13 protein-coding genes and 1 riboswitch are annotated in these 13,711 nt (G+C 34.1%); of the genes, 10 read left to right on the top strand and 3 right to left on the bottom strand.

The window, feature by feature from the left end:
- From IDG60_RS12765 to purD, 10 genes are all read left to right on the top strand, one after another.
- A partial coding sequence (locus IDG60_RS12765; RefSeq protein ID WP_031892228.1) for an ATP-grasp domain-containing protein occupies nucleotides 1-534 on the top strand: 534 nt, incomplete at its 5' end.
- Nucleotides 535-537: 3 nt separating this feature from the next.
- Nucleotides 538-1,242: a phosphoribosylaminoimidazolesuccinocarboxamide synthase gene (gene purC, locus IDG60_RS12760; protein ID WP_000174053.1), complete on the top strand. Its 705-nt coding sequence runs from the start codon at nucleotides 538-540 to the stop codon at nucleotides 1,240-1,242.
- The gene (gene purS / locus IDG60_RS12755) at nucleotides 1,242-1,505 is read left to right on the top strand and encodes a phosphoribosylformylglycinamidine synthase subunit PurS (protein ID WP_000848350.1); all 264 of its coding nucleotides are present in this window, start codon (nucleotides 1,242-1,244) and stop codon (nucleotides 1,503-1,505) included. The genes purC and purS overlap by 1 nt, the downstream gene beginning before the upstream one ends.
- A gap of 1 nt (nucleotide 1,506) precedes the next feature.
- Nucleotides 1,507-2,178 carry a phosphoribosylformylglycinamidine synthase I gene (gene purQ / locus IDG60_RS12750; RefSeq protein WP_000666806.1) on the top strand — a complete coding sequence of 224 codons (672 nt, stop codon included), beginning with the start codon at nucleotides 1,507-1,509 and terminating at the stop codon, nucleotides 2,176-2,178.
- Complete coding sequence (gene purL / locus IDG60_RS12745) at nucleotides 2,171-4,360, top strand: phosphoribosylformylglycinamidine synthase subunit PurL (protein WP_206160761.1); 2,190 nt, start codon at nucleotides 2,171-2,173, stop codon at nucleotides 4,358-4,360. The genes purQ and purL overlap by 8 nt, the downstream gene beginning before the upstream one ends.
- Entirely contained in the window at nucleotides 4,339-5,823 is a 1,485-nt protein-coding gene (purF, locus tag IDG60_RS12740; protein WP_000483720.1) for an amidophosphoribosyltransferase, read from the top strand. Before purL ends, purF begins: the two co-directional genes overlap by 22 nt.
- Nucleotides 5,816-6,844, top strand: a complete 1,029-nt coding sequence (purM, locus tag IDG60_RS12735; protein ID WP_000030811.1) for a phosphoribosylformylglycinamidine cyclo-ligase — start codon at nucleotides 5,816-5,818, stop codon at nucleotides 6,842-6,844. Before purF ends, purM begins: the two co-directional genes overlap by 8 nt.
- 2 nt (nucleotides 6,845-6,846) lie before the next feature.
- Complete coding sequence (purN, locus tag IDG60_RS12730) at nucleotides 6,847-7,413, top strand: phosphoribosylglycinamide formyltransferase (protein ID WP_000238663.1); 567 nt, start codon at nucleotides 6,847-6,849, stop codon at nucleotides 7,411-7,413.
- Nucleotides 7,414-7,427: 14 nt separating this feature from the next.
- The gene (purH, locus tag IDG60_RS12725; RefSeq protein WP_000709277.1) at nucleotides 7,428-8,906 is read left to right on the top strand and encodes a bifunctional phosphoribosylaminoimidazolecarboxamide formyltransferase/IMP cyclohydrolase; all 1,479 of its coding nucleotides are present in this window, start codon (nucleotides 7,428-7,430) and stop codon (nucleotides 8,904-8,906) included.
- A gap of 21 nt (nucleotides 8,907-8,927) precedes the next feature.
- Nucleotides 8,928-10,175: a phosphoribosylamine--glycine ligase gene (gene purD, locus IDG60_RS12720; protein ID WP_001101899.1), complete on the top strand. Its 1,248-nt coding sequence runs from the start codon at nucleotides 8,928-8,930 to the stop codon at nucleotides 10,173-10,175.
- Between the two features lie 266 nt (nucleotides 10,176-10,441).
- On the opposite strand, the gene IDG60_RS12715 is transcribed toward purD, so the two are convergent.
- Genes IDG60_RS12715 through IDG60_RS12705 form a run of 3 tightly spaced genes read right to left on the bottom strand, consistent with a single transcriptional unit; the run spans nucleotide 10,442 to nucleotide 13,231 of the window.
- Nucleotides 10,442-11,248 carry an energy-coupling factor transporter transmembrane component T family protein gene (locus IDG60_RS12715; protein ID WP_000273253.1) on the bottom strand — a complete coding sequence of 269 codons (807 nt, stop codon included), beginning with the start codon at nucleotides 11,246-11,248 and terminating at the stop codon, nucleotides 10,442-10,444.
- Nucleotides 11,241-12,641 carry an ABC transporter ATP-binding protein gene (locus IDG60_RS12710; protein ID WP_000921965.1) on the bottom strand — a complete coding sequence of 467 codons (1,401 nt, stop codon included), beginning with the start codon at nucleotides 12,639-12,641 and terminating at the stop codon, nucleotides 11,241-11,243. The genes IDG60_RS12715 and IDG60_RS12710 overlap by 8 nt, the downstream gene beginning before the upstream one ends.
- 14 nt (nucleotides 12,642-12,655) lie before the next feature.
- Nucleotides 12,656-13,231, bottom strand: a complete 576-nt coding sequence (locus IDG60_RS12705) for an ECF transporter S component (RefSeq protein WP_000033477.1) — start codon at nucleotides 13,229-13,231, stop codon at nucleotides 12,656-12,658.
- Nucleotides 13,232-13,307: 76 nt separating this feature from the next.
- Nucleotides 13,308-13,408: riboswitch (TPP riboswitch) on the bottom strand.
- Nucleotides 13,409-13,711: the final 303 nt, after the last annotated feature.

Below are 13,711 nucleotides of genomic sequence, written 5' to 3'. Positions count from 1 at the left end.
AGAGGAAACAACAATCAAATCACTTTTTTCCCATTACAAGAAAATGAGCATAGAAATCAAATACTTTTCAAAACAATTGTTCCAGCGAGAATAGATAAAACAGCTGAGGCGAAAGAGCAAGTTAATAAAATTATCCAATCGATTCATTTCATTGGAACATTTACAGTGGAATTTTTTATAGATAGTAACAACCAATTGTATGTGAACGAGATTGCACCAAGGCCTCACAATTCCGGACATTATTCAATTGAAGCATGTGATTATTCACAATTTGATACTCATATTTTAGCAGTTACCGGACAATCATTACCAAATTCAATTGAATTATTAAAGCCTGCAGTCATGATGAACTTACTAGGTAAAGACTTAGATTTATTGGAAAATGAATTTAATGAACATCCAGAGTGGCACTTACATATTTATGGTAAGTCTGGGCGTAAAGATAGCAGAAAAATGGGGCATATGACTGTACTAACGAATGATGTAAACCAAACTGAACAAGATATGTACGCTAAATTTGAGGGGAGTAATTAAAGCATGACATTATTATATGAAGGAAAAGCGAAGCGCATTTTCTCAACAAATCAAGAAAATGAATTAAGAGTTGAATATAAAGATGAAGTTACTGCTGGAAACGGGGCTAAGAAAGACACAATGGCAGGTAAGGGGCGATTAAATAATCAAATTACTTCTATTATATTTAAATATTTACAAGAAAATGGAATAGAAAGTCACTTTATTAAACAATTATCTGAAACAGAACAATTAGTTAAGCCTGTGAAAATAATTCCATTAGAAGTAGTTGTTCGTAATATTGCTAGTGGATCTATTACAAAGCGTTTAGGTTTTGAAAATGGTGAAGTTTTTAGAGAACCACTTGTAGAATTTTTCTATAAAAATGATGCGTTAAATGATCCGTTGATAACGGATGACCATGTTAAATTGCTCAATATAGCATCAGATGAAGATATTGAAATACTAAAATCCAAAGCATTAAAGATTAATAATGTGTTGAAACAATTAATGGATGCTATGAATTTAAAATTAGTAGATTTTAAAATCGAATTTGGAAAGACTGAGACTGGTCAAATTTTGTTAGCGGATGAAATATCTCCAGATACATGTCGAATTTGGGATAAAGCTACCAATGCAAACTTTGATAAAGATGTATATAGAAATAACACTGGATCACTGATTGAAACATATCAAATATTTTTAAACAAATTGGAGGATTTAAAATAATGAAAACAATTGAACTACATATCACATTACAACCACAAGTATTAGATACGCAAGGACAAACGCTTACTCGAGCTGTACATGACTTAGGTTATGCACAAGTGAATGATATTCGTGTAGGAAAAGTATTATATATGACAGTGGATGAGGTTAGTGATGAAAAGGTACACAACATTATTACAACTCTAAGTGAAAAATTGTTTGCAAATACAGTGATTGAAGAATATAGCTATAAAGTGTTAGATGATGAAAAGGAGAATGCATAAAATGAAATTTGCGGTTCTTGTTTTTCCAGGTTCGAATTGTGATAGAGACATGTTTAATGCTGCTATTAAAAGTGGTGTTGAAGCGGAATATGTAGATTATAGAGAAACATCACTAAGTGGATTTGATGGCGTACTTATTCCTGGTGGATTTTCATTCGGGGATTACTTAAGATCTGGGGCAATGGCTAGTGTAGCGCCGATTATTTCGGAAGTTAAACGTCTTGCAACTGAAGGTAAGCCAGTATTAGGTGTTTGTAATGGGTTTCAAATTTTAACTGAAATAGGCTTATTACCTGGTGCATTATTGCATAACGATTCACATTTATTTATTAGTAGAAATGAAGAGTTAGAAATAGTGAATAATCAAACGGCATTTACAAATCTTTATGAGCAAGGTGAAAAAGTTATATATCCTGTAGCTCACGGTGAAGGTCATTATTATTGTACTGATGAAATATATCAACAATTAAAAGCTAACAATCAAATTATTCTGAAATATGTGAATAATCCGAACGGTTCATATGATGATATTGCAGGAATTGTTAACGAAAAAGGCAATGTATGTGGCATGATGCCACATCCTGAAAGAGCTTTAGAAACGTTGTTAGGTACTGATAGTGGTGTGAAATTATTTGAAGCGATGGTAAAAAGTTGGAGGGAACAACATGTCTAAATTTATCGAACCAAGCGTTGAAGAAATTAAACTTGAAAAAGTATATCAAGATATGGGATTAAGTGATCAAGAATATGAAAAAGTTTGCGATATTTTAGGCAGACAACCTAACTTTACAGAAACAGGTATCTTTTCTGTTATGTGGAGTGAACATTGCTCTTATAAACATTCTAAACCGTTTTTAAAGCAATTTCCTACGTCAGGTGAGCATGTGCTTATGGGTCCAGGTGAAGGTGCAGGGGTAGTCGATATAGGTGATAATCAAGCCGTAGTATTTAAAGTAGAGTCTCACAATCATCCATCAGCAATTGAACCATATCAAGGGGCTGCTACAGGCGTTGGTGGAATCATTCGTGACATTGTTTCTATTGGGGCTAGACCTATTAATTTGTTAAACAGTCTTAGATTTGGAGAATTAGATAATAAACAAAACCAAAGATTACTTAAAGGGGTTGTAAAGGGTATCGGAGGTTATGGTAACTGCATTGGTATTCCAACAACTGCTGGTGAAATCGAATTTGATGAACGTTATGATGGCAATCCACTTGTTAATGCAATGTGTGTTGGTGTTATCAATCACGACATGATTCAAAAAGGCACAGCAAAAGGTGTAGGTAATTCGGTCATTTATGTTGGTTTGAAAACTGGTCGAGATGGTATTCATGGTGCTACTTTTGCATCTGAAGAATTGACGGAAGAAAGCGAAAGTAAACGACCTTCTGTACAAATCGGTGATCCATTTGTAGGTAAAAAATTAATGGAAGCAATACTTGAAGCAATTACATTTGATGAATTAGTTGGTATTCAAGATATGGGTGCTGCTGGTTTAACATCTTCATCGTCTGAAATGGCGGCAAAAGGTGGTAGTGGGTTACATTTGAGATTAGAACAAGTGCCAACACGTGAGCCAGGTATTTCTCCTTATGAAATGATGCTTTCAGAAACTCAAGAACGTATGTTACTAGTTGTTGAAAAAGGTAATGAACAAAAATTCTTAGATTTATTTGATAAGCACGAATTGGATAGTGCTGTTATAGGTGAAGTTACAGATACAAATCGTTTTGTTTTAACATATGATGATGAAGTTTATGCTGACATTCCAGTTGAACCACTAGCTGATGAAGCACCTGTATATATTTTAGAAGGAGAAGAAAAAGATTATAATACTTCTAAAAATGATTATACACACATCGATGTTAAAGATACTTTCTTTAAATTACTTAAGCATCCGACTATAGCATCTAAACACTATTTATATGATCAATACGACCAACAAGTTGGTGCCAATACGATAATTAAGCCAGGACTTCAAGCATCGGTAGTACGTGTGGAAGGCACAAATAAGGCAATTGCTTCAACAATTGATGGTGAAGCGCGTTATGTATATAACAATCCATATGAAGGTGGAAAGATGGTAGTAGCTGAAGCTTATCGAAATTTAATTGCCGTGGGTGCAACACCATTAGCAATGACAGATTGTTTAAATTATGGTTCTCCTGAAAAGAAAGAAATCTATCAACAGTTGATAGATTCAACGAAAGGTATGGCAGAAGCATGCGACATTCTTAAGACACCAGTAGTTTCTGGAAATGTATCTTTATATAACGAAACGAAAGGTACTTCTATTTTCCCAACACCAGTTGTTGGAATGGTAGGTTTGATTGAAAATGTAAATTATTTAAATGATTTTGAACCTCAAGTTGGAGATAAATTATATTTAATCGGTGATACTAAGGACGACTTTGGTGGTAGTCAACTTGAAAAGTTAATTTATGGCAAAGTTAATCATGAATTTGAGTCATTAGATTTGAGTTCAGAAGTTGAAAAAGGTGAATCAATCAAGACCGCTATTCGTGAAGGACTATTATCACATGTTCAAACAGTTGGTAAAGGTGGCTTACTGATTACCTTAGCTAAACTAAGTGCGCATTACGGTTTAGGATTAAAATCTTCAATAGATATAACAAATGCACAATTGTTTAGTGAGACACAAGGCCGATATGCTGTTTCTGTTAAATCAGGTAAAACTTTAAATATTGATAATGCAATAGAAATTGGACTTTTAACAGATAGTGATAATTTCAAAGTAACAACACCATATACAGAGATTAGTGAAAATGTTTCAGATATTAAACAAATATGGGAAGGGGCAATTGCTCAATGTTTAACTACTCAGGATTAAACGAAGAATGTGGCGTGTTTGGTATTTGGAATCATCCTGAAGCAGCGCAACTAACATATATGGGACTTCATAGTTTGCAACATCGTGGTCAAGAAGGTGCAGGTATAGTTGTTTCTGATCAAAATGAATTAAAAGGCGAGCGAGGATTAGGCTTACTAACTGAAGCGATTAACGATGATCAAATGGAACGATTAAAAGGATATCAACATGCAATTGGTCACGTCCGTTATGCTACTTCAGGTAATAAAGGTATTGAAAATATTCAACCGTTTCTGTATCACTTTTATGATATGAGTGTAGGTATTTGTCATAATGGTAACCTCATTAATGCTAAATCATTGCGTCAGAATTTAGAAAAACAAGGTGCTATCTTCCATTCGTCTTCAGATACTGAAGTCATTATGCATTTGATACGTCGAAGTAAAGCTCCTACTTTTGAGGAAGCATTGAAAGAAAGTTTGCGAAAAGTTAAAGGCGGTTTTACATTTGCGATATTAACTAAAGATGCGTTATATGGCGCAGTAGATCCAAATGCTATCAGACCACTTGTTGTAGGTAAAATGAAAGATGGTACATACATCCTTGCAAGTGAAACATGTGCAATAGATGTGTTAGGTGCAGAATTTGTTCAAGATATTCATGCAGGTGAATATGTCGTGATTAACGATAAAGGTATTACAGTTAAATCTTATACACATCATACGACAACTGCAATTTCTGCGATGGAATATATTTATTTTGCTAGACCAGACTCAACAATAGCTGGTAAAAATGTCCATGCAGTACGTAAAGCTTCTGGTAAAAAATTAGCCCAAGAAAGCCCTGTAAATGCTGATATGGTCATCGGTGTACCCAATTCATCGCTATCAGCTGCGAGTGGTTATGCTGAAGAAATAGGTTTGCCATATGAAATGGGACTAGTTAAAAATCAATATGTTGCAAGAACATTTATTCAACCAACTCAAGAATTACGTGAGCAAGGTGTGAGAGTGAAGTTATCTGCGGTAAAAGATATAGTAGATGGGAAAAATATCATTCTTGTTGATGATTCCATTGTTCGCGGTACGACAATTCGACGCATTGTGAAAATGTTAAAAGATTCTGGTGCAAATAAAGTGCATGTGCGTATAGCATCACCGGAATTTATGTTCCCAAGTTTTTATGGAATCGATGTTTCAACTACGGCAGAATTAATTTCTGCAAGCAAATCACCTGAAGAAATTAAAGATTATATTGGCGCTGATTCATTAGCATATCTATCTGTAGATGGGTTAATTGAATCAATTGGTTTAGATTATGACGCGCCATATAGTGGCTTATGTGTAGAAAGTTTCACTGGAGATTATCCTGCAGGGTTATATGATTATGAAGCAAATTATAAAGCACATTTAAGTCATCGACAAAAGCAATATATTTCTAAAAACAAACACTTTTTTGATAGCGAGGGAAATTTAAATGTCTAAAGCATATGAACAATCTGGTGTAAATATTCATGCTGGTTATGAAGCTGTAGAAAGAATGTCTAGTCATGTTAAACGTACGATGCGTAAAGAAGTTATCGGTGGTTTAGGTGGATTCGGTGCTACATTTGATTTATCACAATTAAATATGACAGCGCCAGTTTTAGTTTCTGGAACAGACGGAGTAGGTACGAAATTAAAACTAGCTATCGACTATGGGAAACATGATTCGATAGGTATCGATGCAGTTGCAATGTGTGTTAATGATATTTTAACGACAGGTGCAGAACCATTGTATTTTTTAGATTACATCGCTACAAATAAAGTTGTTCCTGAAGTTATTGAACAAATTGTTAAAGGTATTAGTGATGCATGCGTTGAAACGAATACTGCACTTATCGGTGGAGAGACTGCTGAAATGGGTGAAATGTATCACGAAGGTGAATATGATGTAGCCGGATTTGCTGTTGGAGCAGTTGAAAAGGATGACTATGTAGATGGTTCAGAAGTGAAAGAGGGACAAGTTGTTATAGGACTTGCGTCAAGTGGCATTCATTCAAATGGATACAGTTTAGTGCGCAAATTAATTAATGAATCAGGCATTGATTTGGCATCAAACTTCGATAATCGTCCATTTATAGATGTCTTTTTAGAACCAACTAAATTATATGTCAAACCTGTACTTGCTTTAAAAAAAGAAGTTTCTATTAAGGCAATGAATCATATTACTGGTGGAGGTTTTTATGAAAATATTCCACGTGCATTGCCAGCCGGATATGCTGCTAGAATTGATACTACATCATTTCCAACGCCAAAAATATTTGATTGGTTACAACAACAAGGCAATATAGACACAAATGAAATGTATAACATTTTTAACATGGGTATTGGCTATACGGTTATCGTTGATGAAAAAGATGCATCACGCGCTTTGAAGATTTTAGCAGAACAAAATGTGGAAGCTTATCAAATTGGTCATATTGTGAAAAATGAGTCAACTGCAATTGAATTGTTGGGGGTATAACAATGGTTAAAATTGCGATTTTTGCATCAGGTTCAGGAAGTAACTTTGAAAATATAGTTGAGCATGTTGAATCAGGAAAACTTGAAAATATTGAAGTTACGGCGCTATATACGGATCATCAAAATGCGTTTTGTATAGATAGAGCAAAAAAGCACGATATTCCTGTTTATATTAATGAACCAAAACAATTTGATTCAAAAGCAGCGTATGAACAACATTTAGTATCACTATTAAATGAAGATAAGGTAGAGTGGATTATTTTAGCTGGCTACATGCGTCTAATTGGTCCAGATTTATTAGCTTCATTTGAAGGTAAAATATTGAATATACATCCATCTCTATTGCCGAAATATAAGGGGATTGACGCAATAGGCCAAGCATATCATAGTGGCGATACTATTACTGGTTCGACAGTACATTATGTTGATTGTGGTATGGATACGGGAGAAATTATTGAACAGAGACAATGTGATATTAGACCGGACGATTCAAAAGAACAATTAGAAGAGAAAGTAAAAAAATTGGAATATGAGTTATATCCAAGTGTTATTGCTAAAATTGTAAAATAAGGAGTATGTATGTGATGAAGAAAGCTATTTTGAGCGTATCAAATAAAACAGGTATTGTAGAGTTTGCTAAAGCGTTAACGCAATTAAATTATGAATTATATTCAACAGGTGGTACTAAACGTATATTAGATGAAGCAAATGTACCAGTTCGTTCTGTTTCAGACTTAACACATTTTCCAGAAATAATGGATGGCCGTGTTAAAACATTACATCCGGCTGTTCATGGTGGCATTTTAGCTGATCGAAATAAACCGCAGCATTTAAATGAATTATCAGAACAACATATAGATTTAATTGATATGGTAGTAGTTAATTTATATCCATTCCAACAAACTGTTGCAAACCCTGATGTGACGATGGACGAAGCAATTGAAAATATTGATATTGGTGGTCCAACAATGTTACGTGCTGCAGCTAAAAACTATAAACATGTAACAACAATTGTACATCCGGCAGATTATCATGAAGTATTGACGCGATTAAGAAACGATTCGTTAGATGAGTCATATAGACAATCATTAATGATTAAAGTTTTTGAGCATACTGCAGAATATGATGAAGCGATTGTACGTTTCTTTAAAGGGGATAAAGAAACTTTAAGATATGGAGAAAATCCACAACAATCAGCGTATTTTGTGAGAACTTCGAATGCTAAGCACACGATTGCAGGTGCTAAACAATTACATGGGAAACAATTAAGCTATAACAATATTAAAGATGCAGATGCTACACTAGCTTTAGTTAAAAAGTTTGATACACCTGCTGCAGTTGCGGTTAAACACATGAATCCATGTGGTGTTGGTATCGGTGACACGATTGAACAAGCATTTCAACATGCGTATGAAGCGGATAGTCAATCAATATTTGGTGGAATTGTTGCATTAAACCGAGCTGTAACACCTGAGTTAGCAGAGCAATTGCATAGTATCTTTTTGGAAGTCATTATTGCACCAAAATTTACAGATGAAGCATTAGATATTTTAAAACAAAAGAAGAATGTAAGATTATTAGAAATTGATATGACTATAGACAGTAACGAAGAAGAGTTTGTTTCAGTATCTGGCGGATATTTAGTTCAAGATAAAGACAATTATGTCGTGCCAAAAGAAGAAATGAAAGTTGTTACAGAAGTAGCACCTACTGATGAACAATGGGAAGCAATGTTATTAGGATGGAAAGTTGTACCATCAGTAAAAAGTAATGCAATTATTTTAAGTAATAATAAACAAACTGTAGGTATAGGTGCTGGACAAATGAATCGTGTCGGTGCTGCTAAAATTGCGTTAGAGAGAGCTATTGAAATCAATGATCATGTAGCGTTAGTATCTGATGGATTTTTCCCTATGGGAGATACAGTTGAACTTGCAGCACAACATGGTATAAAGGCAATTATCCAACCGGGTGGTTCGATTAAAGATCAAGATTCAATTGATATGGCTAATAAACATGGTATTGCAATGGTAGTCACAGGCACTCGACATTTTAAACACTAATTTTAAAGGGGCGTAACATAAATGAATGTATTAGTAATTGGTGCTGGTGGACGAGAACATGCACTTGCATATAAACTTAATCAATCGAATCTAGTTAAACAAGAGTTTGTCATTCCAGGTAATGAGGCAATGACACCTATAGCTGAAGTACACACTGAAATTTCAGAATCTAATCATCAAGGGATACTAGATTTTGCTAAACAGCAAAATGTTGATTGGGTAGTTATAGGTCCAGAACAGCCGCTAATTGATGGATTAGCAGACATTTTACGAGCGAATGGTTTCAAAGTGTTTGGTCCAAATAAGCAAGCAGCTCAAATCGAAGGCTCAAAATTATTTGCTAAAAAGATAATGAAAAAATATAATATTCCAACTGCTGATTATAAAGAAGTTGAGCGAAAAAAGGATGCTTTAACATATATTGAAAACTGTGAATTGCCCGTTGTTGTCAAGAAAGATGGGTTAGCTGCTGGGAAAGGCGTTATTATTGCAGATACTATTGAAGCAGCCAGAAGTGCTATTGAGATTATGTATGGTGATGAAGAAGAAGGTACTGTTGTATTTGAAACGTTTTTAGAAGGTGAAGAGTTCTCGCTAATGACATTTGTTAATGGTGATTTAGCAGTACCTTTCGACTGTATTGCACAAGATCATAAACGCGCATTTGATCATGATGAAGGACCAAATACTGGTGGTATGGGGGCTTATTGTCCAGTACCACATATTAGTGACGATGTTTTAAAACTTACAAATGAAACAATTGCACAACCCATTGCAAAGGCAATGCTTAATGAAGGTTATCAATTCTTCGGTGTATTATACATTGGTGCTATTTTAACTAAAGATGGTCCAAAAGTAATAGAATTTAATGCCCGTTTTGGTGATCCTGAAGCTCAAGTATTATTAAGTCGCATGGAAAGTGATTTAATGCAGCATATTATTGATTTAGATGAAGGAAAACGTACTGAATTCAAATGGAAAAATGAATCTATTGTAGGGGTCATGTTGGCATCAAAAGGATATCCTGATGCATATGAAAAAGGGCATAAAGTAAGTGGCTTTGATTTAAATGAAAACTATTTTGTTAGTGGATTAAAGAAGCAAGGTGATACCTTTGTTACTTCAGGTGGTAGAGTTATACTTGCCATCGGAAAAGGTGACAATGTACAAGATGCACAGCGAGACGCATACGAAAAAGTATCTCAAATACAAAGTGACCATTTATTCTATCGTCATGACATTGCGAATAAAGCACTACAACTTAAATAAGTATATTTAAAAAATACTAAGATTAGCTATGAAGAAATCTATAACGATAGTTTTTTTCATAGCTTTTTTAGTTGTAGAGTCTAGGACATTGATTTCTGTACCAAATTTGTGATTATGCATATGTAATACAAAAGAGGCGCCACAACATGTTTGGATGAACAAAATAACATGTTTGTGGCACCTCTTTTGTTTAGTATGGAATAAATGGTTTTCTTTTTCTATACAATGAATTTCTAATTTAGTATCTATACAATTATGGATAAAATTTAACCTACACGACCAAGACGAACATCATCTATGCCCGTGATGGGTAAGGTGATTGAACAATAATATGCCATAGTAATAATGGCAATTAAAACTATAATAAAGATTATATCTTTATATGAGAAAGGTACGTTGTAATAGTAAGTACGAGGACCATCTCTAAATCCTTTCGACTCCATCGCAACTGATAATTGATGTGCCTTTCTAATATTTTGGCTTAATAGAGGTATAATTAAATGCTTAAATCTCTTTAACCCTCTATAATTTGCTGCGTCTATCATCTGATAGCGCATTTTTAAAGATCTGCGAAGCTGTATTAAAGAACTAATCATTAAAGGTATCATACGAATGGCAGCCATGAATGCATAAGCAACTTTTGATTTAACCTTTAAATGTTGCATTAAACTATAAAATATCATGACAACCTGAGATGTAAGTGCGATTAAGATACCGAAAAATGAAATAGCAATGGTTCTTAATGATACATGTAAACCACGAACTAAACTTTCTGTTGTAATATGGATAAATCCGAATTTCAAAATTGTATGGCTACCATTCCCGTATAAAATCATGAACAGGGAAGAGAGTAATGCAAAGCCAATACTTATAGTTATAAAAATTGCTGTAATTTTAAACTGAGTACCATTAAACATCAATAAGAAAACTAACATTAAGATAGTGATATAAAGCATAAAATCGAAATTATGCACAAATATAATAAAGAAAAATAGTATAATTCCAAGAAATAGTTTCGTTATAATGTTGACATCATCAACAAATGATTGCCGAACTTTCCATTGCTCATACATTCGTATCACCATCACAATCTAGTAACGCACCATCTGAAATTTTAAGTCTTCTTGATGGATAACGTTCAATTATTTCATCGTCATGTGTAACCATGACAATACTTTGTCCCAAATTAATTCGCTTTTGGAAAAGTTTGATCAACTGGAATGTATTATGGCTATCAAGTCCAAATGTCGGTTCATCTAAAAAGATAATATCAGCTTTAGAACTTAGTGCGGTAGCTACGCTAAGGCGTCGTTTTTGACCAATAGACAACTCATAAGGATGTTGATCTTTTACATTTTGTAAATCTAAAAGTTTTAAAAGTTGTATCGTTTCATCATCACTTTGATCTTTAGAAAGGTGATTAAAATGAATGTTAATTTCATCATAAACCGAATTTGTTATAAATTGTAATTCTGGGTTTTGATAAACTAGGTACATGTGTTTTGCTGCATGTTTAATTTTTGTTAAACGCTGATTTTCAAAATAAACATCACCTTGATATTTAATCAATTGCATAATTGATTCAAGCAAGGTTGTTTTACCACTACCATTTGCCCCTGTAATTGTAATCCACTCACCTAGACCAATTTCTAAATCTGAGAATGAGAGCAATGTTGATTTACCGCGAATAATACGTCCATTTTTAAATTGTAATAAGTGTGAGTTTGTTGTTGGAAAGTCAACACGACTTGGTGCGAATTCCCATGCACGTGGATGCCACACACCATATTCACTGAGTAAATGAACATACTTCTGTAATATGATTTCAGGACATTCATCGGCAATGATATTTCCGTTATAATCCATCAAAATGACGCGGTCGACATGATTCCAGATGTGTTTAACTTTATGTTCAACGATTACAACAGTTTGATCTTCCCAAAGTTCAATTAGTTTAGTCCATAAATCTTCTGTTGCTTGAACATCTAACATTGCTGTCGGTTCATCTAAAAACAATGTTTTTGATTGTTGAAGAATGGTTTCAACAATTGCCAATTTCTGTTTCATCCCGCCACTTAAATCTTTGATATACGTTTCAGGGGTAACATTTAAATTGACCATATTTAAAGCATTGATAATTAACGCATCCATGTCTTCACGTGGTACTTGTCTATTTTCTAAAACGAATGCAAGTTCTTCGTATACTTTTGGCATACAAAACTGGCTATCAGGGTCTTGGAAAATAACGCCACTTAATGGGTCAACGATTAGTTCATCATATTTCATAGGTAATTCAATTAAATTAGGAACAATACCACTTAATACATTCAGAAGTGTACTTTTACCGCAACCAGAAGGACCGAGTAAAAGTACTTTTTCTTTGTCTTGAATAGTGATATTTAAATGATCGAAAATTTTACGCTGACCATTTGGATATTTTAATCGTAAATCACTTACTTTTAACACTCTGAATGCTCCTCTTATAAGTTGTCGTAATCTTCTTTAGCAGCTGGTCTAAATAATTTTGTTACGCCTGTCTTATCTAAAGCTTTTACTAAAAGGTAAGATAGGACGCCGGCGACTACTGCACCACTAATTAATCTAAATACGATGAATAATGTTAAGTTCCAACCTGCAACTTCATTTAAATAACCATAGAAATAATCTATAGGGAAAGCCGCGATTGCTGTACAAAAACCTGCTAACATAGCTACCATAACTGAACGAGATTGATATTTAAAAATTGCAAAGACAAGTTCACACGCTAAACCTTGTATGAAAGCGTAAACGATTGTCGGAATATCGAAACGACCCATAATGATAGTTTCGCCGGCACCTGCAGCAAATTCAGCCAGTAAAGCAATACCTGGTTTTGGAATAATTAGATAGCAGACAATCGCTGCCATGAACCAAACCCCGTTTGTTAATTGTTCGAGGTGAAGGCCTGTAGCTTGCACACCATTGTAAACAAACCACCATAAATTGTAAATAACTGCGAATACTACTGAAATAAGTACGGTTACTAGTATTTCAGATAGCTTTAAACCTTTTGACATTTTTACATCCTCCTAATAAAAAAACGCACAACCATCCATAGGAAAGTTATGCGTTCACAATATATATTAGTAAAACATATGTATAGTAACACTTTCCTACGCTAGTTCAAGCTAGATCAGGTTCAAAGGGTTTGAGGGCAAGCCTCATCTCAGTATAAAACACCCCTAGTGTGTGCGATTTATTTAATTAATTATACTGTAAGACGTTTGTAAACTTATGTCAATAGGTTGTCTTCATGAAATTTTGTTTAATTCGATTTAAAATTTATAATATTAGCATTGGATTTAAATTGAAGATGTAGTAGGAATGTTAGTAATTAAAGATATAAAAATATGTGACATGTAATAAGATTGAGCTGATAAATGAAGAGGGATACTTATCAATCATACCTCTTTAACAACAGTGAAGAACCCGTGCATAATGGCTTACGAATTATAGTTTGTAGGGTAAAAGAGGGATACATGCGCCGAGCACATGCA

The sequence above is a fragment of the Staphylococcus sp. EG-SA-2 genome, from assembly GCF_017152085.1.
The sequence above is the reverse complement of the archived record's forward strand: the minus strand, read 5'-3'. Positions and strand labels throughout refer to the sequence as shown.